The following is a 23381-nucleotide window of genomic DNA, read 5'->3' as shown; positions in this document are numbered from 1 at the left end:
CCTCGCTCGGACATCATCCGTGCCGGGTCCCCTCACGGCGTGAGATATGGGGCGGTATGGGCGTTTCCGGGGGCAGTGCCGGGTCGGGAACGGGCGCGCCCCACACCGACGTGAGCGGAAGCACACCGGCCCAGAGCCCCAGCTCGGCGTCGGGTCCGTCCCCGTCCTCGGGTGCGCCGGTGCGGATCTTGACGGAGGCCTCGTCGAGGCGGAGGGCGAGCAGGGTGGTGGCCGCGAGTTCCTTCCGGCTCGGCTGCCGGGCGTACGACCACTGGCCGGGCGTCGCGTGCTCGGTGAGCCGGCGCAGGCCCGACAGCTTCTCCTCGGGGTCGGTCACCTTGCGGGCCTCGCCGTGGATCATGGCGCTGCGGTAGTTGACGCCGTGCTCGAAGACGGACCGCGCGAGCACCAGCCCGTCGACGTGGGTGACCGTGACGCAGACCGGCGCACCGCCCGCGAGGCTCCGGCTGGCCACCGAGCCGTGCAGGTAGAGCTGCCGCTCGTGCCGCCCGTACACCGTGGGCACCACGATCGGCCGTCCCTCGACCACGACCCCGAGATGGCAGACGAACCCGGCGTCGAGAATCGCCTCCAGATCGGCCCGGTCCAGGCTGCCCTGCTCGCGCAGACGCCGGTGGCGGGTGAGGTCGGTCTCGGGGAGCTGATCAGGGAGCATGAACCGAGACGCTACTGATCCGGTGATCCCGAGACCAGCCTTCTGGGCGGCTGGACCTTGAGACGGCCCGAGAACAGCGAAATCCGTACCTCAGGCCGTTCGCTCCAGCCGGGCGTGGTCCACCGGCCACGCGAGGTCCGCCCGCGACACGACCCGCCCGGCCTCCTCGGCGACCGCCAGCCCCAGCCGCGCCAGCTCGTTGCCCTGGGACCCCGCCAGGTGCGGGGTGACGAAGGCGTTCGGCAGGTCGTGCAGGGGCGAGTCCGCGGGCAGGGGCTCGGGGTCGGTGACGTCGAGGACCGCGGACAGGCGGCCGGCGCGCAGTTCGTCCACGAGGGCGTCGGTGTCGACCAGGCTGCCCCGCGCGGTGTTGACCAGGACCGCCCCGTCGGGCATCAGGGCCAGCTCGCGGCGGCCGATGAGGTGCCGGGTCTCGGGGGTCTCGGGGGCGTGCACGGTCACGATCTCGCTGGAGCGCAGGAGGTCGTCCAACCCCGCCAGCGGGACGCCCAGTTCGGCGGCCCCCGCCGCGTCGACGTACGGGTCGGTCAGGGTCACCGCGAGGTCGAACGGGCGCAGCAGCTCGATCACCTTGCGCCCGATCCGGGACGCCCCGATCACCCCGACCCGCCGCCCGTGGTTGCCGATGCCGGGCACGACCCCCCAGGCGGGGGAGGACCGCTCGGCGCGCATCCGCTCGCGGCGCACGAAGACGTCCTTGCCGGCGAGCAGGATCGCGGCGAGCGTGTACTCGGCCACGGGCACCGCGTTGGCCTCGGCCGCCGAGGAGACGACGATGCCGCGCCGCCAGATCTCGGGGGTGGCGAAGCCCTTGACCGAGCCGGCCGCGTGCAGGACGGCCCGCAGTTTCGGGGCCGCGTCGAGGGCGGCGGCGTCCAGGCGCGGGCAGCCCCACCCGGTCACGAGGATCTCGGTGCGGGCCAGGACGTCCGCGAGAGCCGGGTCGGTGAGGTCCTCGGCCACCACCGCGGGATCGATGTCCACCCACTCCCGCAGCCGTGCCAGCACCTGGGGCGGGAAGACGAGCGGCACGTTCTCGGGGGTCATGGCGAACAGCGCCTGGGGTCGCTCGGGCAAGGTGGTGATCCTCCAGACCGACGGAAAGACGGTAGAAAACGCTCTCTACGGTAGGCCCCGACAAATGAGAGGGTCAACGCATACGCACTCCCGGGAGGAACGACGGACATGTCGGAGACGATCACCAACTGGGCGGGGAACATCACCTACTCCGCCAAGGAACTGCACCGGCCCCACTCGCTCGACGCACTCGCCGCGCTGGTCGCGGACAGCGCACGGGTACGGGTGCTGGGCAGCGGGCACTCCTTCAACGAGATCGCCGAGCCGGGCCCGGAGGGCGTCCTCCTCTCCGTCGCCGCTCTTCCGCCGGTGACCGACGTGGACACCGCGGCCCGTACGGTACGGGTCTCGGGCGGCGTCCGGTACGCCGAACTCGCGCGCGCGGTGCACGCCCACGGCCTCGCGCTGTCCAACATGGCCTCGCTGCCGCACATCTCCGTGGCCGGTTCGGTGGCGACCGGCACCCACGGCTCGGGCGTCGGCAACGGCCCGCTCTCGTCGGCCGTGCGGGAGGTGGAGCTGGTCACGGCGGACGGCGCGCCGCTGACCATCGGCCGGGACGACCCGCGCTTCGCCGGCGCGGTCACCTCGCTGGGCGCCCTCGGTGTCGTCACCGCGCTCACCCTGGACCTCGTGCCCTCCTTCGACGTGGAGCAGTACGTCTTCACCGAACTCCCCCTCGCCGAACTGGACTCGGCCGCCTTCGAGACGGTCATGTCGACGGCGTACAGCGTCAGCCTGTTCACCGACTGGCGTGCGCCCGGCTTCCGGCAGGTCTGGGTCAAGCGGCGGACCGACCAGCCCCTCGCGGACTTCCCGTGGGCCGCGCCCGCCACCGAGAAGATGCACCCGGTTCCGGGGATGCCGGCGGTCAACTGCACCGAGCAGTCCGGGGTGCCGGGGCCCTGGCACGACCGGCTGCCGCACTTCCGGGCCGAGTTCACACCGAGCAGCGGGGCGGAGCTCCAGTCCGAGTACCTGCTGCCGCGCGAGCACGCCGTCGAGGCGCTGCACGCGGTGGACGGCATCCGGGAGGGCGTCGCCGGGGTGCTCCAGACCTGCGAGGTGCGGACCGTGGCCGCGGACGGGCAGTGGCTGAGCCCCTCGTACGGCCGGGACACCGTGGCCCTGCACTTCACCTGGATCGAGAACACCGCGGCCGTGCTTCCGGTGGTGCGCCGGCTGGAGGCGGCACTGGACGCCTTCGACGCGCGGCCGCACTGGGGCAAGGTGTTCACCACCCCGGCCGGGATCCTGCGCGAGCGCTACCCGAGGCTCGGCGACTTCCGGAAGCTGGCGCGCGAGCTGGACCCCGAGGCAAAATTCGCCAACGCCTATGTCCGCGCCGTCCTTGCCGAGTGACTTTATAAAGCCCATTTCCTAAGCCCTTGTACAAAGTCGCCCGCACCCCATAGCCTTGCGCCGCGCCGGTGCCGCTGTCGTCCCGGCCTGAGCGAAAGGACGGGGGCAGGCCCGGTGAAGCGCACATCACGTGACATCCGCACCGCGAACCGCTACGAGGTGCTGCGCCAGATCATCGCCGAGTCGCCCACGTCCCGGCAGGAGCTGGCGGCGGCCACCGGGCTGAGCCTGGCGACCGTCGCCACGCTCGTGGGCGAGCTGCTCGACCTGCGGATGATCACGGAGGTCGGGTTCGAGGAGTCGGCCGGCGGGCGTCCGCGGGGGCTCGTCGCCGTCAACGCGTCGGGGGGCGCGTTGATCGGCGTGGACATCGCGGAGACCTACGTCCACGTCGAGTTGTTCGACCTCGCGCTGAACGTCCTGGCCCGCGCCGAGGAGGACGTCCGCCCCGGCGAGAGCCTCCCCGAGCAGGTGGTCAGCCATGTCGCCGCCGCCGTCGGCTCGGTGGTGGCGCAGGCGGGGATCGAGGGCGCCCGGGTGCTCGGCGTCGGCGTGAGCGTGCCGGGCCAGGTGGACCGCGCGACCGGCATCTCCGAGTACGCGCCCAACTGGGACTGGCACGACGTGCCGCTGCTCGACCTGCTCTCCGAGCACATCGCCTACCCGCTCTACCTGGACAACCCGCTGCGCGCCGTCGCCGTGGCCGAGCAGTGGTTCGGGGCCGCGCGCGGACGGGCGAACGCCGTCGTGGTCACCCTCGGCACCGGTGTGGGCGCCGGTCTCGTCCTGGGCGGGGCACTGCACCGCGGTGTGTCCAACAGCGCGGGCGAGTGGGGCCACAACACGATCGTCCTGGACGGACGCCTGTGCCGCTGCGGCAACCACGGCTGTGTGGAGACATACGTGGGCGCGCCCGGGATCATGCTGAACCTGCGGGAGCTGAGCCCCGACAGCGAGCTGCTGCACCCGGGCGACCAGACCGCGACGGTCGCCGCGCTGGCCCGCGGGATGCGCACCGGGGACCCGGTGGCCATCGAGGTCGTGCGGCACACCGCCCGCTATCTGGGCGCCTCCGTCGCACACCTGGTCAACCTGGTGAACCCGGAGGTGGTCGTGCTCAGCAGCTGGGTCGCGGCCGCCCTCGGCGAGCCCCTGGTCGCGGAGGTGCGCGAGGCCGTCGCCCGGCACGCGCTGCCCCGGCCGGCGGCCGCCACCGAGATCGTCCTCTCCCCCATCCCGACGGACCCGGCCTGCCTGGGCGCGGCGACGTTCGCGCTCGAAGGGGCGCTCCAGTCGGTCGGGCAGAGGTCCGCGAAACGCACCACCCCGGCACGGACGAAGACGCACGACCCCCATTAGGGCGCCGTACCGCACCACCTTCACGACGACGGAAGGGATGCACGTGTCTCACCCCCACCGCACGAGATCGGCCCTGCTGACAGCCGCAGCCGCGTTCGCTGTCGCGGGCCCCCTGATATCCGCCCCGCCCGCGTCGGCCGCCACCCCCACGGTGGCCGAGGTCTCCCCGCACGCCGCCCAGACCATCGACAACATCGGCGCCTCCGGCGCCTGGTGGGTCAACGACCTGAAGAACTTCGACCCGAGGGTCCAGGCCCGGGTCGCCAGTTTGCTCTTCTCCAAGGAGGGCCTGGCGCTGAGCAGTTACCGCTACAACATCGGCGGGGGCGGCACCGGCGTGACCTACGCCCCGCGCGCTCCCGAGGACTTCCTGAAGGACGACGGGTCCTACGACTGGAGCAGGGACGAGGCGGGCCGCACGTTCCTGTACGCCGCCGCCAGGTACGGCGTGCGGGACCTGATCGCCTTCGTCAACAGCGCGCCGGCGCGGTGGAAGACCAACGCCAGGAGCTGCGGCGGCTATCTGAAGGCGGAGAACACCCAGGACTTCGCGGACTACGTCGCCGACGTCACCGACCACTTCGCGAAGCAGGGCGTGAAGTTCGACTACATCAGCCCCTTCAACGAGCCGACCAACAGCTTCGACAGCTGCGGCCAGGAGGGCATGCTGGTGCCGGTCGACCAACGCGACGACATCGTGCGGGCGTTGGGCGCCGAGCAGCGGGCCCGGCACCAGCGGACGGGCATCATCGCGGACGAGTCCAGCTCCACGGTGAACTTCAACACCGAGGTCCCGCAGTGGATCTCGCAGCCGGACACCGCCCAGTACGTCGACAGGCTCGCCCACCACACGTACAACAACCCGGGCGACGACCAGCGGGCGAAGATCCACGAGACGTCGAAGTCGGTCGGCAAGCAGTCCTGGTCCACGGAGATCTGCTGCTTCGGCAACGGCGGCACGGGCTGGGCGCAGGAGTACGACCCCACGATCGACGGCGGTCTGAACCTGTCCCGGATCATCTACAAGGACTTCGCGACCGCGCACGACTCGGCGTTCCAGTGGTGGGTCGCCCTGTCGGAGATGATCGGCTCCGACCCCCTCGCGAAGAACTCCGAGGGCTGGAACGACGGCCTGATCTACTACGACCCGGACTACGCCGGCAACGGCAACCAGACCCTGTACTTCACCAAGCGCTACTACGCGCTGGGCCAGTACAGCAAGTTCGTCCGGCCGGGCGCGGTCGCCCACAACGTGACCGGTGCGCCGCAGGGCGTCGAGGTGTCGACGTACGACGACCACGGCAAGTGGGTCGTCGTGGTCAACAACCACAACACCACCGACACCGCGGTGCAGCTGCACTTCAACAGCAAGGCGCCGGTACGGGCGAGCAGGGCCGTGCGGACCTCGGCGACCGAGAGCTGGGCGAACGTGGCCAAGCCGTCGGTCAAGGGCGGCACGGCGTCGGCGATACTGCCGGCCCGGTCCGTCACGACGTACGTCCTCGACCAGAAGGGCCGCGGCACGTCGGCGGTCACGGGTGCGCTCCAGGGCAGGCAGTCCGGCAGGTGCCTGACCGCGGACGCCTCGGGTGCCTCGATCACGAACTGCACGGGCGGGCCGGAGCAGGTGTGGTCGTACGACGCGAAGGGCCGTCTGAAGGGCGTGAACGGCTATCTCACCGCGGGGAGTTCGGGGCTCGTCACCAGCCCTGACCCGGCCCCCGACGGCAGCCGGCGATGGCTGCTGAACTCCAACGGCCAAATCGTCAGCGAGGCCACCGGCACCTGCCTGGACGTCGGCGGACAGGCGACGGCCGACGGCAGCAGGGTCGGCCTGTGGACCTGCAACGGCGGGACCAACCAGGCCTGGTCCAGGCAGTAACTCCCCACTCCTCCACCGGGTTGCGGGCCGCTGGTGCGGCGGCCCGCGACCCCAGGGCGTCCGGTATCCCGAACGCTGCGCAACGCTTCGAGCAGACTTCGTCCAACCCCTTGCCGAAGGCTTAGCAGAAGGTTAACGTCCCGCACCGCAGGTCCATTTGAGCCAACGGGCACTGAGCCGCGGAGCCGCGCACAGAGCCGCCGCCGTATTCGAGACAAGGACGTCAGCATGTCGGCATTGAGCAACAGCAACTGGGACCGTCGAAACGTTCTGCGAGCCGCGATGGGCCTGGCCGCCGCCGGCGGGCTGGCCGCGTGCGGCAGCAACACGGGCCGCAGCAGCGGACCGGGCGACGGACTCGTCCAGTACTTCCACGCCTACGGCGAGGCGGGCACGGAGCAGGCGATCAAGCGGTACGCGAAGGCGTACAAGAAGGCCGACGTGACCACCAACTGGATCACGGGCAACAACTTCGAGGCGAAGCTCTTCGCCGCTCTGCTCACGAAGCAGGCACCCGACGTCTTCGAGTTCCACCCGCAGATCCAGATGGTCAAGAGCGGCCAGGTCGCGGACCTGACGGACATCATCGCCCCGGTCAAGGACGACTTCAACCCGGCCGACATCAAGTCGCACACGGTGGACGGGAAGATATACGGCGTCCGCATGATCGACGACCCGCAGTTCTTCTTCTACCGCAAGTCGATGCTGGAGAAGGCCAAGGTCGAGGTCCCGACCACCCTCGACGAGCTGCTCGAGGCGGCGGAGAAGCTCACCACCGACAAGGTCAAGGGTGTCTTCCTCGGCAACGACCTCACCCCGGCCATCAACCCGCTCATCTGGTCGGCCGGTGCCGACACCCTCACCCCCGACAACAAGCCCGCCTTCCACACGGACGCGGTCGTCGCCGGCATGAAGCAGCTGCGGCAGCTGTTCACCAGCGGCAACCTGCTCCTCGACGCCCCGGCCGACTACTGGGACCCCTCCGCGATCAACCAGGGCCTGTGCGCCATCCAGTTCTGCGGCATGTGGGCCATGCCCGCGATGCAGAAGGCCCTCGGCGACGACCTCGGCGTCTTCCCCTTCCCCAAGGTCGGCGACAACGGCAAGCAGTCGGTGTACAACGGCGGCTGGTCGATGTTCGTCAACGCCAAGGGCAAGAACGTCGACGCGGCCAAGGAGTACGTGAAGTGGCTGTGGATCGACCAGAAGCAGTACCAGGAGGACTGGGCCACCTCGTACGGCTTCCACATCCCGCCGCGCACCTCCATCGCCCAGTCGGCCACCAAGCTCCAGTCGGGTCTGCCGGCCGAGGGCGTCAAGCTCTTCAACGAGTTCGGGCACTTCGACAACATCGGCTGGACCCAGGCGATGATCACCGCCCTGACCGACGCGTTCGCCAACAGCGTCCGTAAGAACGGCGACCCCGACGCCGCGCTCGCCACCGCGGAGAAGAAGGTCGACGCCGAACTCAAGAAGCTCTTCGGATAGGCCCGCGGGACACCACGACATGTCGACCACCACCACGCGAGGGGTCGCCCGGCCCGCCCCGGCCAAGGCCGCACCGGCCCGGCCGCGGCGGGGCCTGAGGGGCAACCCGACCGTCAACTTCTGGCTCTTCACCGGGCCCTTCCTCATCGGCCTGGCGATCTTCGTCTTCGTGCCGATCGTCTGGAGCATCTGGCTCAGCTTCTTCGACGCGCGCTTCACCGTCACGCCGAGCAAGTTCGTCGGCCTCGACAACTACGAGAGCATGCTGACGAACTCCAACTTCACCGGCTCCCTGGTGACGTTCACGGTGTTCGCCGCGCTCATCGTGCCGCTCACCTGGGCCCTGTCGCTGGGCCTGGCGATGCTGGTGCACCGGCTGCGGTTCATGCGGGCGTTCTTCCGGTCGGTGTTCTTCCTGCCCACCGCCGTGTCGTACGTGGCCGCCGCGCTGATCTGGAAGATGTCGATCTTCACCGGTGTCCGCTTCGGCCTGATGAACACGGTGCTCGGCTGGTTCGGCGTCGACAACATCGCCTACCTGTCCGACCCGAACCCGCCCTGGTACTGGCTGGTCATCGTGACCGTGCGCCTGTGGCTGCAGGCCGGCTTCTACATGATCCTGTTCCTGGCCGCGCTCCAGAACATCCCGGCGGAGCTGTACGAGGCGGCCGCGATCGACGGCGCCAAGCCGGGCTGGCAGACCTTCCGGTACATCACGCTGCCCCAGCTGCGCGCCACCTCGACCGCGGTCATCCTGCTGCTGCTCGTCGCCGCCTACCAGGCGTTCGACGAGTTCTTCAACATCATCACGACCAAGGCCACCTGGGGCCAGACCCCGCTGATGGTCCTGTACAAGACCGCCCTCGGCGAGAACCAGGACTACGGCGCCGGCAGCGCGGGCGCCGTCATCCTCACGGTGCTGATCTGCGCCGTCACGCTCCTCCAGGGCAAGTTCATGGGCTTCGGAAGGGGGGAGGACTCCAAGTGACCACCACCGCACCTCAGGTGGGCAAGGAGAGCGGCAGGAAGCGCGGAGGCGTCCTCGGCAACACCGGCCTCTACGTCGCCGTCAGCGTCGCCGCCCTGCTGTTCCTGCTCCCCTTCTACCTGATCCTCCGCAACTCCCTGTCCACGGACCCCGAGATCACCGGCGAGAACTGGAAGCTGCTGCCCTCCTTCCAGTGGGGCAACATCAGCGAGCTGTTCGACGACCCGACGGTGGACTTCGCCCGGTCCATGTGGAACTCGACGGTGATCGCCGTCTCGATGACCGTCGGCACCCTGCTGATCTGCTCCCTGGCCGGCTACGGCCTCGCGCGCATCCCCTACCGGCACGCCAACAAGGTCTTCTACGTCGTCCTCGCGACCCTGATGGTGCCCACCGCCGTCACCTTCGTGCCCAGCTTCGTGCTGGTCTCGTCCCTCGGCTGGATCGACACCTACCGCGGTCTGATCATCCCCGGCCTGTTCAGCGGTTTCACCTGCTTCCTGTTCCGGCAGTACTTCCTCGGGTTCCCGAAGGAGCTGGAGGAGGCGGCTCGCGTGGACGGGCTCGGATACTGGGGCGCATACTGGCGCATCGTGGTGCCGAACTCGCTGAACTTCTTCGCGGCGATGGCCACGATCACGTTCATCAGCGGCTGGAACGCCTTCCTGTGGCCCCTGGTCATCGGCCAGGACCCGAGCTCCTGGACCGTCCAGGTCGCGCTGTCCTCCTTCATGACCAACCAGACCGTCAACTTCCATCTGATCTTCATGGCCACCGCCATTTCCATCCTGCCCCTGGTCTTCGTGTTCCTCTTCCTCCAGCGCTGGCTGGTCCAGGGAATCGCACAGACCGGCATCAAGGGCTGACACCTTCTCTCAGGACCTGGAGACCGATGTCCTTCCGCACGACCTCACCGGCCTTCGACTACGTCGAGGACGTCTCGCCCGGCAGCGGGGCCCTCCCGCCCCGCGCCTGGTACGCGTCCTCCGACGCGAAGGCCCTGCCCCTCGACGGCACCTGGCGCTTCCGGCTGTCGCCGACGGCCGACGCCGAGGACGACTCCTTCGCCGAGGAGGGATACGACGCCGCCGGCTGGGCCGAGGTCACGGTCCCGGGGCACTGGGTCCTCCAGGGCGACGGCGCCTTCGGGCTGCCGATTTACACCAACCACCTCTACCCGTTCCCGGTGGACCCGCCGCACGTCCCCACCGAGAACCCGACCGGCGACCACCTGCGCGTCTTCGACCTGCCGGAGGACTGGCCCGCCGACGGTGGCGCGGTGATCCGGTTCGACGGGGTCGAGTCCTGCGCCCGGGTGTGGCTCAACGGCACGGACATCGGCGAGTTCAAGGGCTCCCGGCTCGCGCACGAGTTCGCCGTGGGCCATCTGCTCAAGCCCCGGGGCAACGTGCTGGCCGTCCGCGTGCACCAGTGGTCGGCCGGCTCCTACCTGGAGGACCAGGACCAGTGGTGGCTGCCGGGCATCTTCCGCGAGGTGACCCTGCTGCACCGCCCGGCGGGCGCGGTCCTCGACTTCTTCGTGCACGCCTCCTACGACCACCGCACCGGCGAGGGCACCCTGCGCGTCGACTCCGACGTCGACGGGCGGGTGCTCGTGCCCGCCCTGGACATCGATGTCGCGACCGGCGAGTCCGTGACCGCCCTGGTGGCCCCGTGGAGCGCCGAGAGCCCCCGGCTCTACGACGGCGAGCTGGTCACCGAGGGTGAGCGGGTCCCGCTGCGCATCGGCTTCCGCACGGTCGTCCTGGAGGACGGCCTGATCAAGGTCAACGGCAGGGCGGTCCTGTTCAAGGGCGTCAACCGGCACGAGTGGCACCCGGAGACGGGCCGCACCCTGGACCTCGCGACCATGCGCGAGGACGTCCTGCTGATGAAGCGGCACAACATCAACGCCGTGCGCACCTCGCACTATCCGCCGCACCCGGCCTTCCTGGACCTGTGCGACGAGTACGGCCTGTGGGTCATCGACGAGTGCGACCTGGAGACCCACGGCTTCACCGAGCAGGACTGGCGGGACAACCCCGTCGACGACGACCGCTGGACCCCGGCCCTGCTGGACCGTGCGGCCCGCATGGTCGAGCGGGACAAGAACCACCCCTCGATCGTCCTCTGGTCGCTGGGCAACGAGGCCGGCACCGGTCGCGGCCTGACCGCGATGGCCGAGTGGATCCACGGGCGCGACCCCGAGCGGCTGGTGCACTACGAGGGCGACTGGAACTGCCGGGACACCGACGTGTACTCGCGCATGTACGCCTTCCACGACGAGGTCGAGAAGATCGGCGAGGAGCTGGACGGCGGCACCCACAAGCGCCGGTCGCTGCCGTTCATCCAGTGCGAGTACGGCCACGCCATGGGCAACGGCCCCGGCGGCCTCGCCGACTACCAGGACCTCTTCGAGAAGTACGACCGCCTCCAGGGCGGCTTCGTCTGGGAGTGGATCGACCACGGGATCAGGCACGCCGAGCTGGGCTACGCCTACGGCGGCGACTTCGGCGAGGAGCTGCACGACGGCAACTTCGTCTGCGACGGCCTGGTCTTCCCGGACCGCACGCCCTCCCCCGGGCTCGTCGAGTACAAGAAGGTCGTCGAGCCGGTCCGCATCGACGGCGCCGACGGCACCGTACGCGTCACCAACAAGTACGACTTCGCGGACCTGTCCGCGCTCGCCTTCGAGTGGTCGTACGAGGTGGAGGGCGAGAGCGTCGAGGCGGGCACGCTGTCGGTGCCGGCGCTGGCTCCCGGTGAGTCGGCGGACCTGAAGCTGCCGGAGCCGCCCGCCCACGAGGGGGCCGAGGCGCAGTGGACGGTACGGGCGCTGCTGGCGTCCGACACGGCCTGGGCGCCGAAGGGCCATGTCGTCGCGTGGGGCCAGCTCCCGGCCACAGCCGCGGTACGGCCCTCCGTGGCGCCCACCGGCCGGCCGGTGCGCGGCGAGAAGGTGATCACCCTGGGTCCGGGATCCTTCGACGCCCGTACCGGCGCCCTCGAGGCGATCGGCGGCATCGCCGTCGAGAGCCCGCGGCTGGACGTGTGGCGGGCGACGACCGACAACGACGAGGGCACGGAGTGGAACTCCGGCATCCAGTACAGCGCGCTGTGGCGCACGCTGGGTCTGCACCGGATGCGGCACCGCCTGGCCTCGGTGGAGGTCGGCGAGGAGGCGCTGACGGTCCGCACCAGGGTGGCGCCCGCCGCCCGCGAGGTCGGCCTCGGCGTGGTCTACCGCTGGACCTCGGACGGCTCGCGGCTCCGCCTGACGGTGTCCGTCGGCCCCGACGGCGAGTGGACACAGCCGCTGCCCCGCCTCGGCATCCGGCTCGGGCTCCCCGAGGCGGACCAGGTCAGGTGGTTCGGCGGCGGCCCCGGCGAGGCCTACCCGGACACCCGCAAGGCCTCCATGGTCGGACGCTGGAGCGCGACCGTGGACGAGCTCCAGACGCCGTACCTGCGCCCGCAGGAGAACGGCGCCCGGGCCGACGTCCGCTGGGTGGAGCTCGGCGGGCTGCGGATCGAGGGCGACCCGGAGTTCTCCTTCACCGCCCGCCGCTGGACGACCGAGCAGCTCGACGCGGCCGCCCACCTCACCGACCTCACCCCGGGCGGGACGGTGTGGGTGAACCTGGACCACGGCCACCACGGGATCGGCTCGCAGTCCTGCGGTCCGGGCCCGCTGCCGCAGTACCACCTGCGGGCCGAGCCGGCGGAGTTCTCCTTCGTCTTCTCGGTGCTCTCCCGGTGATCGATTAGTCCAATGACCAGGCGGATTAGTCCATTGCCGGTGTGATCGGGACTCTGCGACGGTCATGGTGTGCCTGCGGCCGGTCGGCTTCTCAGCCGACCGGCCGCAACCCATGTCCAGCGCAAGGGAGTTCACACCGTGAGGGGAAGCATCGAGGTGCGCGGTCTCTCGCGCACCTTCCACACCACCGTCCGCCGCCCCGGCCTCGCCGGCACCCTGCGCTCGCTGGTCAACCCGGAGCGGGTCGCCAAGCACGCCGTCTCGGACATCACCTTCGACGTGGCGCCCGGCGAACTCCTCGCCCTGCTCGGCCCCAACGGCGCCGGCAAGTCCACCACCATCAAGATGCTCACCGGCATCCTCACGCCCACCTCGGGCGAGGCGCGGGTGGCGGGCGTGGTGCCGTACGAGGACCGCGAACGCAACGCCCGTAACATCGGCGCGGTCTTCGGGCAGCGCACCCAGCTCTGGTGGGACCTGCCGGTGCGCGAGTCGTTCTCGATCCTCCGGGACATCTACGAGGTGCCGAGGGCCGAACACGCGGCCCGGCTCGCGGAGTTCGACGCCATCCTGGAGCTGTCCGCGTTCTGGGACACCCGGGTCCGCCATCTCTCCCTCGGCCAACGGGTCCGCTGCGACCTTGCCGCCGCACTGCTGCACGACCCGCCGGTCGTCTTCCTCGACGAACCGACCATCGGCATGGACGTGGTGGTCAAGGAGCAGGTACGGGAGTTCCTGCGCCACCAGGTCGAGGAGCGCGGCCGTACGGTCCTGCTGACCACCCACGACATGACGGAGGTGGAGCGGCTCGCCGAGCGGGTCGTCCTGATCAACCACGGCCGGCTCGTCCTCGACGGCTCCCTCGACGAGATCCGCCGCAGGTTCGGCTCCACCTGGCAGGTCCGCGCGACCCTCGCCGACGCGCACACGGACGTCGGCCCGCTGCCGGGGATCGCGGTGCTGCGCAAGGAGGGCCCGCAGGTCGTGTTCGGCCCCGAGAGCCCCGACGGGCCGGACTCCCCCACCGTGCACCAGGCCCTGAAGGCGGTCATCGAGCGGTACGAGGTGACGGGCGTCGCGATCGACGAGGCCGACCTCGAGGACGTGATGCGGGCGGCCTACGTCCACGCCGGGGCGGTCTGACATGGCCGTCCTGCACGCCTGGCGCGCCGCCCGGGTCACCCCGCTCGGCGAGCTGCACGCACCGCCGCGGATGACGGCCGTCCTGGTCCGGCTGGTCGTCCAGGTCGTCCTGGTGGCCTCCCTGTGGCACGGGCTGTACACGCACACCGGCACCACCGCGGGCCTCGCCGAGGGCCAGGCCGTCACGTACGCCGTGCTGGCCGTGCTCGCCTCCCGACTGCGGGAGCTGGACCAGTACGCGGGCCGGGACACCGTGCTCCAGCACATGCACTTCGGCACGATCGTCTACTGGTACCTGCGCCCGCTGCCGCCCCAGCGCTACCACGCCCTGCGCGCCCTCGGCGAGCAGGTGTACGGCTTCGCGTGGGCGCTCGGCGGCTACCTGGTCTGCCTGGCGGCCGGGGTGGTGGATCCGCCGGGGTCCGCCGCGGTGGCGGGGGTGTTCGCGCTGAGTCTGCTGCTGGGCCAGTGGGTCCTGTACCACGTGATGCTGGTCCTGGACCAGCTGTGCTTCTGGACGGTCCGCAACAACGCGGCGATGCTGATCCTGATCTTCGCGCAGAACCTGCTGTCCGGGGTGTACGCGCCGCTGTGGTTCTTCCCGGACTGGTTCATCACGCTGAGCGGATTCCTGCCGTTCCAGGCCACGTTGAGCGTGCCGCTGTCGCTGTACATCGGCCGCATCCCGCTGTCGGACGCCTGGGAGCAGCTGGCGGTCCAGGCGTTCTGGGGCGTGGCGCTCACCCTGTTCACCCGTTTCCTGTGGCGGCGGGCGGCCCGCCGCGTCATCTCCCAAGGAGGCTGAGGCCCGTGAACGGCATGCGGATCGCGTGGCGCGTCACGCGTCTCAACTTCCGTGCGCAGCTCGAGTACCGCACGGAGTTCCTGCTGATGATCGCGATCGGTGCGATCTGGCAGGTGTCGGTGATCGTGTTCGCCACCGTGCTGCTGACCCGGTTCACCGGGATGGGCGGCTGGGACAGCTCGGAGGTCCTGCTGATCCCGGCGACGCGGATGCTCGCCCACGGACTGTTCGTCCTGCTGCTGGGGCGGGTGCACGGCGCGGGCCGGCAGATCCAGGAGGGCCGCATCGACATCTACCTGACCCGCCCGATGCCGGTGCACCGCCAGCTCCAGCTGGCCTTCTTCCCGACCAACGCGATCGGCGACCTGACCGTGGCGGTGGGCCTGATGGCCGGCGCGCTCAGCCGCAGCCGGCTCGACTGGACGGCGGGCCGGATCTCCTACCTGGTCGTGGCCGTGATCGGCGGCATGCTCCTGGAGGCGGCCCTCTTCACGGCGATCACCTGCGCGGCCCTGCGCTTCCCGGCCGCGGACTACTGGAGCCGCTGGCTGGAGGAACTCCTCGGCACCTTCGGCAGCTACCCCCTGAACGTCCTCCCGAAGGCGGTGGGCGGCCTCCTCACCTACGGCCTCCCCCTCGCCTTCGTCGCCTACTTCCCCGCGGCGGTCCTCACCGGCCACGGCCACGACACCGGGGCCCCGTACTGGCTGGCGGCACTCTCACCGCTGCTGGGCGCGGTGGCGTACCTGGGCTCACGGGTCCTGTGGCGGTGGAGCCTTCGGCATTACGCGGGGATCAACGGGTGAGGCGCGCGGGCTCCGGGTGGCGTCAGGACCGCCGGACCGGGGTGAACAGGGCCGCTGTGGCGACGAGTACGCACGTCGTGCCCGCCAGGAGGCCCACCGGGGCAGTGCCCTGGTGTTCGGCCGCCCAGGTGAGGACGGCCGCGCCGATCGGGGCCGCTGAGTAGTGGAGGGTCCAGAAGGCGGAGGTGACGCGGCCGAGGAGGGGTTCGGGGGTGACCTCCTGGCGCAGGGACATGGAGCAGGTGCCCGCCACTCCTCCGCAGGCCAGGAAGAGCGCGACCAGGAGCGCCACGGCCGGTACGCCGCGGGCCCAGCCGATGCCGGCGAAAGCCGGCCCGCACAACGCCACCGAGCCGGTCCACACCGCGCCGAAGCCGAACCGCCGGCGTACCCGGGCCACCAGCAGGGCGCCGGTGATGGTGCCGAGCGCGCCGACGGCCATCACGGTGCCGACCGTGCCGTCGTCGTGGCCGAGGTCGTGCTTGAGGTGGTAGATCACCAGGTCGTTGAGGCCGAGGGTGAGGAAGCTGAACACGAACAGCAGCACGGTGAGCGAGCGCAGCACCGGGTGGGCGCGCAGGAACGCCACTCCGGTGCGCAGGTCGCGCCACAGACCGGTGCGTCCGGCTGCCTCGGCGGGGCGGCCCCGGAACCGCACGAAGAACGTGCACAGCGCCGACACCCCGAAGCTCGCCGCGTCCACACCGACCGCCGTGGCGGGTCCGGTCCAGGCCGCCACGACACCCGCGCACACCGGCCCCAGCACCCCGGCCGCGGCGGCGGTCGCGTTCAACCGCCCGTTGGCCTCCGTGAGTTGGCCCGTCCCGACGAGAGCCCGTACGACGGTGACATACCCGACGGCGAACAGCATGCCGACCGCCTCGCACACCGGCAGCACGGCGTACAGCAGCCAGATCCGGGGCCCGAACAGCCACACCAGCGGGATCACGCCGTACAGCACCATCCGCACGAGGTCGCAGCCGATGAGCAGCCGGCGCCGGTCGACCCGGTCCACCACCACGCCCGCGAACACGGCGGCGACGACCGAGGCGGCACCGCCGACCGCCGTCAGCAGTCCCATCCGGGCGAGGGAGCCGGTGGTCTCGAGCACCAGCAGGGGCAGGGCGATCAGGGCGAAGGAGTCACCGAGGACGGAGAGGGTCTGCGCGGCCCAGAAGACGGCGAAGTCGCGCTGCCGCCAAAGCGGACGTGAACGAGCCGTCGGCGAAGGAGACTTGTCGGTCGCGCCGTCCCGCTGAGCCTCGTACGCCATGCCCCTCCCCCGGTGCCCCGGCAACCCTAGGACCCCGGGTGGCGGTGCCCGAGCGAATTACCGCTCGGTGGGCGCGGCGCCCACGGCGGTCACTGCACGGCCCGGGTCACCCCGCCGTCACATTGCTCGTGATCAGCCGGAGCAGTCGCTTGGCCGCCGCGTCCTCCTCCGGTGTCAGCCCCATCGCGTCCCCCATCGCGGACGGCACGGCCCGGGCCTTCTCCCGCAGTCGCGCCCCCTCGTCCGTGAGCCGGATGGCCACCGAGCGCTCGTCGTCGAGGCGGCGTTCACGGCGCAGGAGCCCCGCCGCCTCCAGGCGCTTGAGCAGCGGTGACAGCGTGCTGGACTCCAGTTGCAGGGCGGCGCCCAGGTCGCGTACGGAGATCGAGTCCTGCTCCCAGAGCACCAGCAGCACCAGGTACTGGGGATAGGTCAGCCCGAGTTCGTCCAGGAGCGGGCGATAGCGCGCGGTGACCGCCCTCGACGCCGCGTAGAGGGCGAAGCAGAGCTGGTCGTCCAGGAGCAGGGACAGCTCACCCGGCTCGTCTGCGGTGGTACTCACGGAACGGCTCCCTTCGGTGGGTCCTCCACGGTACGCGTTCAGGTCTGCCCCGATTCTATCGACCGCGAATTAGTTGTGCACGACCCAATCGCGCGCTACTGTTCTCGATGTGCCGCCGCTCGGCCGAACCGACAGACCGAGCGCGCCCGCGGCACCCGATCCGAGGAGATCGTCATGACCGACAGCACCCCCCGCCCCGTACTGGAGCCCGCCGCCCAGGCCTTCGTGGAGGCCACCGCGAACCCGCCGTACCTCTTCGACCTCGGCCCGGCCGAGGGCCGCAAGGCGGTCGACGAGGTGCAGTCCGGTGACATCGACAAGCCCGCGGTGGACGAGGAGTGGGTGACCGTGCAAGACGGCCCCACGGGCAGCGTCCGGGCGCGGATCGTCCGGCCCGCCGGCGCCACCGGCTCCCTCCCCGTGGTGATCTACATCCACGGCGCGGGCTGGGTCTTCGGCAACGCCCACACCCACGACCGCCTCGTCCGTGAACTCGCCGTCGGCGCGCACGCCGCCGTCGTCTTCCCCGAGTACGACCTCTCCCCCGAGGCCCGCTACCCGGTCGCGATCGAGCAGAACTACGCGGTCGCCCGCTGGGTCGTCGAGCAGGGCGCGGGCAAGGGATTCGACGCCACGCGCATCGCCGTGGCCGGGGACTCCGTCGGCGGCAACATGACCGCCGCCCTGACCCTGATGGCCAAGGAGCGCGGGGACGTCCCGCTCGTCCAGCAGGTCCTCTTCTACCCGGTCACCGACGCGAGCTTCGACACCGGCTCCTACCACCAGTTCGCCACCGGCTACTTCCTGCGCCGCGACGCCATGCAGTGGTTCTGGGACCAGTACACGACCGACGAGGCCGACCGCGCCCAGATCACCGCCTCCCCGCTGCGCGCCACCACCGAGCAGCTCACCGGCCTGCCCCCGGCCCTGGTCATCACCGGCGAGGCCGACGTCCTGCGCGACGAGGGCGAGGCCTACGCCAACAAGCTCCGCGCAGCCGGCGTCCCGGTCACCGCCGTCCGCTACCAGGGCATCATCCACGACTTCGTGATGCTCAACGCCCTGCGCGAGACCCACGCCGCCGACGCAGCCATCAGCCAGGCGATCAGCACCCTCCGCACGGCCCTGGCGACCGCCTGACCGCACCCCCGTCACCCCTCCGAGGCCCCGGATCGGAAAATCCGGGGCCTTTCCCTATGCCTTCCAGTATCTTTCCTAGGAGTCCTAGGTTCACTGGAGCACGCATGGTCCCCAGAGCCGGCCTGAGCGCCGACCGCCTCACCGAGGCCGCAGCCGACCTCGCCGACGAGATCGGCTTCGAGAACGTCACCCTGGCCGCCCTGGCCAAACGCTTCGGCGTGAAGGACGCGAGCCTGTACTCGCACGTCAGGAACCTCCAGGACCTGCGCACCCGGGTGGCCCTGCTCGCCGGCGGCGAGCTGATCGACCGGATCGCCGTCGAGGTCGCGGGGCGGTCCGGGAAGGACGCGCTGGCCGCCTTCGCCGGCGCCTACCGGGCGTACGCGCTGGAGCGGCCGGGCCGGTACGCCGCCACCCAGATCCGGATCGACCAGTCGCTGATCGCCGGCACCCCCGCTCTCCGGCGCACCGCCGAGATCACCTACGGCATGCTGCGCGCCTACGGCCTCGCCGAACCCGATCTCACCGACGCGGTACGCCTGTTGCGCGCCACCTTCCACGGCTATTGCGCCCTGGAGTCGGCGGGCGGCTTCGGCGCACCCCGCGATGTGCAGAAGTCCTGGGACAGGGCGGTCGACGCCCTGCACGTGGCACTCGAGAACTGGCCCCATGAGGAGGGCACCGATGACTGACCCGTCCTACGACATCACCGGCCGCGGCCCCGTCCTGCTGCTGCTTCCCGGCGGCGCCGGCCACCCGATGGGCCTCGGCCCGATGACGGAGGCGCTCTCCGGGCACTTCACCGTCGTCACCCACGACCCCCTCGGCCTGGCCCACGGCCGCCTCGGCGAACCCGTCGCCGACCAGCGGGTCCAGGACTGGAGCGACGGGGCGCGGCGGGTGCTCGACGAGACGCTCCCGGAGGGTGAGACGGCGTACGTCCTCGGCACCAGCGCGGGGGCGGTCGCCGCGCTCGATCTGGCGACCCGGCACGCGGAGCGGTTGCGGCACGTCGTCGCGCACGAGCCGCCCTGCGTCGGGGTGCTGCTGGACGGGGCCCGGCAGCAGGCCGCGTTCCGGGAGGTCTGCGAGGTCTACCGGGCCAAGGGGCTCGCGGCGGCGGGCGCCCTGATGACCGCCGTACTGGAGGAGCGGGACGCGGGGGACCTCCCCGAGGGCCGCCCCCTGGCCCGGGAGGAGGAGTTGAGGACCCCCATGGCGCTCGCCCTCGCGCACGTCATCGGGCCCTTCACCTCGTACGTTCCCGACGCGTGCCCCGCGCGGACCCGGCTCACCGTAGCCGCCGGCGCGGACTCCCGCGGCCAACTCCTGTACCGCACGGCCGAGTTCCTGGTGAAGCGCCTCCAGGCCGACTTCGCCGAGTTCCCCGGCGGCCACCTCGGCATCCTCGAGCGCCCGGTGGACTTCGCCGACCGGCTCACGCGCACGCTGCTCGGGACCGGCCCGTGGTCATGACAGGTCACCGAGCGCGTCGGCGTAGTACGTGGACCCCTTGAGGTGCAGGGCCAGTTCGCGGAAACTCCAGCCCGGACCGGGTGACCGGTCGAGCTGCTCCTCCGTGAGCGCGTCGAGGCGGTTGGCCCAGACACGGGCGAGCCGCACGAGACGGCTGCGGGCCTCGTCCAGGTCCTCCTGAGTGAAGGGCGCGAGGTCGGCCACGGTGGTACTCGCGGACGCGTGCCAGCGGTCGGGCTGCGGGTCCTCGCCCGCGAGCCGCGCCTCCAGCTCGGCGAGGTGGTCGACCAGATGGTCGGCGACCCGCCGGATCGCCTTGTGCGGGGTGTACACACGCCCGTCGACGCGAGCGGGCTCCCCGTCCCACGCGGTCCAGGTGGCGGCCAGCCCGAGAACATGCTCCACCATGCCGGTGACGGCCTGCGCCGGGGTCTCCTGCGGATGTTCGTTCATGCCGGGACGGTAGCCATGGGTTGCTTCGGCGCCGGCCGAAGTGTGATGGAGGGAAGGGGCGGCCGGTGGGGCGGGCGGCGGCTTCACCCGCCGTCCGAGCCGTCTCCCTCCCCGCCCACGACATCCACGCCGTCCCTCGTCAGCCGGACCCGCATCTGCGGCCCCCCGGTCCACGTCACGGTCAGCTCCCCTGCCCCCACGGCCCGTACGGCCACCGTCTCCGGTAGCGGCGCGGCCTCCGGGTCGCCGGTGAGCCGGGCCAGGGCGACGAAGAGACCGTCACCGTCTCCCGTCACTCCGCCGAGCCCGCCGTCGAGGCCCACGGCGGGCAGGAGTTCGGCCCGCACGTCCTCCCGCGCGGCCCAGCCGGTCACCCGTACCGGCGTCCCGGGCGCGGCGCCGGACACCAGGAAGGCACGCACCTCGACCGCGCCCCGCGCGAGCACGGCACTGCACACCCGTACTCCCCCGGCCGCCGTGTGCCGGGAGGCCACCCATCCCTCCCCCGCCCCCAGCGGTTCGATCTCCGTCCTGCTCGGATCCCCGTCCACGAACACGCTGTTGTCGTACGACGGGGAGGGCTCGGTCACCGTCGAGTAGGCGAGGCGGGTGTAGTAGGGGTCGTAGCGGACGTCCTCGCTGCCGTGGTTGTGGAGGCGGACCAACCCGTCGGAAACGGTCGACTGGATGAGCCAGTTGGGGGCGGTGATCGAGGTGAGCGCGTCGGAGCGTTCGGCGGGTCCCGGTTCCTCCACCGCCGTCCAGACCTCGTGGTCCGCCGGGAGGAGCAGGCCGAGGAAGCCCTTGCTCGCCCAGTACGGGGAGGCCGGGCCCGAGTAGCCCTGGAGGACCGCCGGGTCGGGGCCGTGCCAGCCGAGGGTGAGCAGACCGCGCGAGTCCACGGCACCCCGGTCCAGGAAGTACTTGAGGGCTCCGGAGGCCAGTCTGCGGGTCTCGCCCGGGGAGAGAGGAGTGCGGCCCGTCAGCGCGCCCAGCCACAGGGGGGCGGTCGTCGCGAAGCGGTACGTCAGGGAGCGGCCCTGGTGCATCGGGGCGCCGTCGGCGCCGAACAGGCGGGCGTAGTCGGCGAGATGGCGGGAGAGGCGGCCGCCGTACAGGTCCAGCAGCCGGTCGTCCTCGGCCAGCCAGGCGTGCAGCACCGGGTAGAGGTGCATGGCCCAGCCGTTGTAGTAGTCGAACTTGCGGCCGTCGCCGTCGGTGTACCAGCCCTCGCCGACGTACCACGTCTCGATGCGTTCCAGGCCCCGGTCGATCGCCTTGCGGGAGGCCTCGGGCTCGTGCCCGACCGACGCCAGGAACCCGGCGACCGTGACCGGGAAGAGCTCCCAGTTGCAGGGCCACGGCTCGGCGGTGAGCGCGTCGGCGAGCCAGGCCGCGGTGCGTTGCCGTACGGCGTCCTCCAGTCGGTCCCACAGCAGCGGCTTGGTGATCCGCAGTGCGAACGCGATCGACGCCGCCTCCACCAGCGGCTGGCTGCGGTCCTCGATACGCGGCCAGACCCCCGAGACCCCGGCGGCGAGTCCGTCGGCGTACCGCTCCAGCGCGGTCGCGTCCTGGCGGAAGGCCGCCAGGAGGAGCGTACGGGCGAAGCCCTCGAGACCGTCGGAGAGGCGGCCGGACCAGCTCTGGCGGTCGCCGGGGAGGTGGTAGAGGGCGCGGTCACCGGTGGCGTACGGCTCGACCGCGGCGAGCAGGGCGTCGGCGGCCGCCTCCCAGTGGGCGCGCGTGTAACCGGTGCGGGGACTGAGGGTGCGGTCCTCGGGCGGCAGCTGCATCGTTCTCTCTTCCTCGCATCCCAGACTCGACGACTTGCCGGCTCACGGCACAGACCTGGGGCGCCCCGGTTCCGGTCGGGACGCCCCAGGCGTCTATCCCACCCGCACCAGCCCCGCGGGCACCAGCCCCTGTGCGACGAGTTCGTCGCGGACCAGGCCCGCGTACACGGTGGCCCCGTGCACGGAGGTGTGGGTGTTGTCCCTTTTCTCGTTGTAGAGGTAGATCGCCTTGGAGCCCTCCACGCCCAGGGACTCCACGAGCGACTTCGTCCTCGCCGTCAGGTCCACCACCGGGACGTCCTCGGCCGCGGCGACCGAGCGGATCACCGCGGGGTGGTCCACCCCGAGGCCGTTGACCAGCAGGGCCGTCCCGTTGTTCAGCGTGCCGTCCGAGTTGAACCAGCGTCGCACGACGGGCGTCACGAGGACAGGGTTCCCGCCTTTCTCCCTGACACCCGCGACCAGAGTCTCCAGGTTCGCCCGGTACGTCGCCTCGTCGGTCGTCTTGTCGTTGTGGGCGAGCTGCACCAGGACGAGGTCGCCGGGGCGGATCAGCGGCTGGACCGTGGCCCACAGCCGCGGCTCGGACAGGTAACTCACCGTGCTCTCGCCGGAGTCGGCGTAGTTGGCCACCGACAGGCCCTTGCGCAGGTACCGGGGCAGTTGCTGACCCCAGCCGGAGTAGGGGTCGCCGGGCTGGTCGCAGACCGTGGAGTCGCCGACGAGGATGATCTGGCGCGGGTGCCGGGCGCGGGTGACCTTGATGTCGGCGAGCGCGGGGGCCGAGCCGCCCAGCACCAGGTCCAGGCCCGGCGTGCCGTCGGGGCCGGTCGGTTCGCCCTCCGGGGTGCGGACGTTCACGGTGAAGCTGCGGGAGACCCGCTCGCCGGCCGCGGCGGCCGTCTCCGGGAGCAGCGAGCGGCGGGTCTCGCCGCTGATCGCCGTGCTCGACGGGCCGTCGCCGCCGAGGAGGACCTTCACGTCGTACGTCCCCGGCGGGACGTCGAAGTGGCAGGCGCCGGCGGTGCAGTTGTCGAGACCGGGCGGATGTGCCGGGTGCGCCTGCGCCGGGGCGGCCGTCAGGCCCGAGGCCAGTGCCACCGCCGCCAGCACGGCGAGGTTGAAACGTCTCATGCGCGTTCCTCCGTCGGGGGGACAACACCTGGCGCCGGACCGTACCGCCATCTGCAAGCGCTTTCTAGATCCTGGACGGATTTCACGAAGTCGCAACCCCCACAAGGTGAAAGCCCTTTCGCGAAATCGATTCAACTGTCACTCTCCAAGTGCCTGCCCCACCCCCACACCTCCCGGAGG

20 protein-coding genes are annotated in these 23381 nt (G+C 71.2%); 13 read left to right on the top strand and 7 right to left on the bottom strand.

Going from position 1 to position 23381, the window contains the following annotated elements; all coding sequences use genetic code 11:
* Positions 1-13 precede the first annotated feature (13 nt).
* Entirely contained in the window at positions 14-676 is a 663-nt protein-coding gene (locus tag ACIQJT_RS20305) for a pyridoxamine 5'-phosphate oxidase family protein (RefSeq protein ID WP_365458047.1), read from the bottom strand.
* Between the two features lie 90 nt (positions 677-766).
* Positions 767-1774, bottom strand: a complete 1008-nt coding sequence (locus ACIQJT_RS20300; RefSeq protein WP_402645275.1) for a hydroxyacid dehydrogenase — start codon at positions 1772-1774, stop codon at positions 767-769.
* Between the two features lie 108 nt (positions 1775-1882).
* Here ACIQJT_RS20300 and ACIQJT_RS20295 point away from each other — a divergent pair, with 108 nt between their 5' ends.
* From ACIQJT_RS20295 to ACIQJT_RS20250, 10 genes are all read left to right on the top strand, one after another.
* Positions 1883-3136: a D-arabinono-1,4-lactone oxidase gene (locus ACIQJT_RS20295; protein WP_402645272.1), complete on the top strand. Its 1254-nt coding sequence runs from the start codon at positions 1883-1885 to the stop codon at positions 3134-3136.
* Between the two features lie 114 nt (positions 3137-3250).
* The gene (locus tag ACIQJT_RS20290) at positions 3251-4495 is read left to right on the top strand and encodes an ROK family transcriptional regulator (RefSeq protein WP_365458039.1); all 1245 of its coding nucleotides are present in this window, start codon (positions 3251-3253) and stop codon (positions 4493-4495) included.
* A 37-nt stretch (positions 4496-4532) separates the two neighbouring features.
* Complete coding sequence (locus tag ACIQJT_RS20285; RefSeq protein ID WP_402645269.1) at positions 4533-6377, top strand: glycoside hydrolase; 1845 nt, start codon at positions 4533-4535, stop codon at positions 6375-6377.
* A gap of 228 nt (positions 6378-6605) precedes the next feature.
* Complete coding sequence (locus ACIQJT_RS20280; protein ID WP_402645266.1) at positions 6606-7865, top strand: ABC transporter substrate-binding protein; 1260 nt, start codon at positions 6606-6608, stop codon at positions 7863-7865.
* Positions 7866-7884: 19 nt separating this feature from the next.
* Positions 7885-8853 (top strand): sugar ABC transporter permease, encoded by a 969-nt coding sequence (locus ACIQJT_RS20275; protein ID WP_365458030.1) that lies wholly within the window; start codon positions 7885-7887, stop codon positions 8851-8853.
* Positions 8850-9719 carry a carbohydrate ABC transporter permease gene (locus tag ACIQJT_RS20270; protein ID WP_365458027.1) on the top strand — a complete coding sequence of 290 codons (870 nt, stop codon included), beginning with the start codon at positions 8850-8852 and terminating at the stop codon, positions 9717-9719. Before ACIQJT_RS20275 ends, ACIQJT_RS20270 begins: the two co-directional genes overlap by 4 nt.
* A 26-nt stretch (positions 9720-9745) precedes the next feature.
* On the top strand, positions 9746-12613 hold the full coding sequence (locus ACIQJT_RS20265) for a glycoside hydrolase family 2 TIM barrel-domain containing protein (protein ID WP_402645262.1): 2868 nt from the start codon (positions 9746-9748) through the stop codon (positions 12611-12613).
* Between the two features lie 138 nt (positions 12614-12751).
* Positions 12752-13756, top strand: coding sequence for an ATP-binding cassette domain-containing protein (locus ACIQJT_RS20260; protein ID WP_402645260.1), 1005 nt, complete (start codon positions 12752-12754; stop codon positions 13754-13756).
* A gap of 1 nt (position 13757) precedes the next feature.
* The gene (locus tag ACIQJT_RS20255; protein ID WP_365458018.1) at positions 13758-14561 is read left to right on the top strand and encodes an ABC-2 family transporter protein; all 804 of its coding nucleotides are present in this window, start codon (positions 13758-13760) and stop codon (positions 14559-14561) included.
* Positions 14562-14566: 5 nt separating this feature from the next.
* A complete protein-coding gene (locus ACIQJT_RS20250; protein ID WP_365458015.1) occupies positions 14567-15367 on the top strand; it encodes an ABC-2 family transporter protein in 801 nt (266 codons plus the stop codon).
* Positions 15368-15389: 22 nt separating this feature from the next.
* Here ACIQJT_RS20250 and ACIQJT_RS20245 read toward each other — a convergent pair whose 3' ends face one another.
* The gene (locus ACIQJT_RS20245) at positions 15390-16640 is read right to left on the bottom strand and encodes an MFS transporter (RefSeq protein ID WP_402645256.1); all 1251 of its coding nucleotides are present in this window, start codon (positions 16638-16640) and stop codon (positions 15390-15392) included.
* 106 nt (positions 16641-16746) lie between these two features.
* Positions 16747-17202 carry a transcriptional regulator, SarA/Rot family gene (locus ACIQJT_RS20240; protein WP_365458012.1) on the bottom strand — a complete coding sequence of 152 codons (456 nt, stop codon included), beginning with the start codon at positions 17200-17202 and terminating at the stop codon, positions 16747-16749.
* Between the two features lie 174 nt (positions 17203-17376).
* Here ACIQJT_RS20240 and ACIQJT_RS20235 point away from each other — a divergent pair, with 174 nt between their 5' ends.
* The 3 genes from ACIQJT_RS20235 to ACIQJT_RS20225 all read left to right on the top strand — a co-directional run bounded on the left by ACIQJT_RS20235 (position 17377) and on the right by ACIQJT_RS20225 (position 19818).
* Entirely contained in the window at positions 17377-18342 is a 966-nt protein-coding gene (locus tag ACIQJT_RS20235) for an alpha/beta hydrolase (protein ID WP_402645254.1), read from the top strand.
* Positions 18343-18446: 104 nt separating this feature from the next.
* Positions 18447-19034, top strand: a complete 588-nt coding sequence (locus ACIQJT_RS20230; protein ID WP_402645251.1) for a TetR/AcrR family transcriptional regulator — start codon at positions 18447-18449, stop codon at positions 19032-19034.
* On the top strand, positions 19027-19818 hold the full coding sequence (locus ACIQJT_RS20225; RefSeq protein ID WP_402645248.1) for an alpha/beta fold hydrolase: 792 nt from the start codon (positions 19027-19029) through the stop codon (positions 19816-19818). Before ACIQJT_RS20230 ends, ACIQJT_RS20225 begins: the two co-directional genes overlap by 8 nt.
* Here ACIQJT_RS20225 and ACIQJT_RS20220 read toward each other — a convergent pair.
* From ACIQJT_RS20220 to ACIQJT_RS20210, 3 genes are all read right to left on the bottom strand, one after another.
* The gene (locus ACIQJT_RS20220; RefSeq protein ID WP_402645246.1) at positions 19813-20271 is read right to left on the bottom strand and encodes a hypothetical protein; all 459 of its coding nucleotides are present in this window, start codon (positions 20269-20271) and stop codon (positions 19813-19815) included. The genes ACIQJT_RS20225 and ACIQJT_RS20220 overlap by 6 nt on opposite strands.
* Before the next feature lie 83 nt (positions 20272-20354).
* On the bottom strand, positions 20355-22067 hold the full coding sequence (locus ACIQJT_RS20215) for a DUF2264 domain-containing protein (RefSeq protein ID WP_365457180.1): 1713 nt from the start codon (positions 22065-22067) through the stop codon (positions 20355-20357).
* 93 nt (positions 22068-22160) lie between these two features.
* Complete coding sequence (locus ACIQJT_RS20210) at positions 22161-23201, bottom strand: rhamnogalacturonan acetylesterase (RefSeq protein WP_402645243.1); 1041 nt, start codon at positions 23199-23201, stop codon at positions 22161-22163.
* Between the last annotated feature and the right edge of the window lie 180 nt (positions 23202-23381).

Source organism: Streptomyces sp. NPDC091972, assembly GCF_044756385.1.
GTDB lineage: Bacteria > Actinomycetota > Actinomycetes > Streptomycetales > Streptomycetaceae > Streptomyces.
Note: the sequence above shows the minus strand (reverse complement) of the source record. Positions and strands in the feature narration are given on the sequence as shown.

What these genes read in the sequence shown, in the direction of transcription:
- ACIQJT_RS20305 (WP_365458047.1), bottom strand. Translation starts at nt 676, where the DNA reads ATGCTCCCTGATCAGCTCCCCGAGACCGACCTCACCCGCCACCGGCGT.
- ACIQJT_RS20295 (WP_402645272.1), top strand. Translation starts at nt 1,883, where the DNA reads ATGTCGGAGACGATCACCAACTGGGCGGGGAACATCACCTACTCCGCC.
- ACIQJT_RS20285 (WP_402645269.1), top strand. Translation starts at nt 4,533, where the DNA reads ATGCACGTGTCTCACCCCCACCGCACGAGATCGGCCCTGCTGACAGCC.
- ACIQJT_RS20280 (WP_402645266.1), top strand. Translation starts at nt 6,606, where the DNA reads ATGTCGGCATTGAGCAACAGCAACTGGGACCGTCGAAACGTTCTGCGA.
- ACIQJT_RS20275 (WP_365458030.1), top strand. Translation starts at nt 7,885, where the DNA reads ATGTCGACCACCACCACGCGAGGGGTCGCCCGGCCCGCCCCGGCCAAG.
- ACIQJT_RS20265 (WP_402645262.1), top strand. Translation starts at nt 9,746, where the DNA reads ATGTCCTTCCGCACGACCTCACCGGCCTTCGACTACGTCGAGGACGTC.
- ACIQJT_RS20255 (WP_365458018.1), top strand. Translation starts at nt 13,758, where the DNA reads ATGGCCGTCCTGCACGCCTGGCGCGCCGCCCGGGTCACCCCGCTCGGC.
- ACIQJT_RS20245 (WP_402645256.1), bottom strand. Translation starts at nt 16,640, where the DNA reads ATGGCGTACGAGGCTCAGCGGGACGGCGCGACCGACAAGTCTCCTTCG.
- ACIQJT_RS20235 (WP_402645254.1), top strand. Translation starts at nt 17,377, where the DNA reads ATGACCGACAGCACCCCCCGCCCCGTACTGGAGCCCGCCGCCCAGGCC.
- ACIQJT_RS20230 (WP_402645251.1), top strand. Translation starts at nt 18,447, where the DNA reads ATGGTCCCCAGAGCCGGCCTGAGCGCCGACCGCCTCACCGAGGCCGCA.
- ACIQJT_RS20225 (WP_402645248.1), top strand. Translation starts at nt 19,027, where the DNA reads ATGACTGACCCGTCCTACGACATCACCGGCCGCGGCCCCGTCCTGCTG.
- ACIQJT_RS20220 (WP_402645246.1), bottom strand. Translation starts at nt 20,271, where the DNA reads ATGAACGAACATCCGCAGGAGACCCCGGCGCAGGCCGTCACCGGCATG.
- ACIQJT_RS20215 (WP_365457180.1), bottom strand. Translation starts at nt 22,067, where the DNA reads ATGCAGCTGCCGCCCGAGGACCGCACCCTCAGTCCCCGCACCGGTTAC.
- ACIQJT_RS20210 (WP_402645243.1), bottom strand. Translation starts at nt 23,201, where the DNA reads ATGAGACGTTTCAACCTCGCCGTGCTGGCGGCGGTGGCACTGGCCTCG.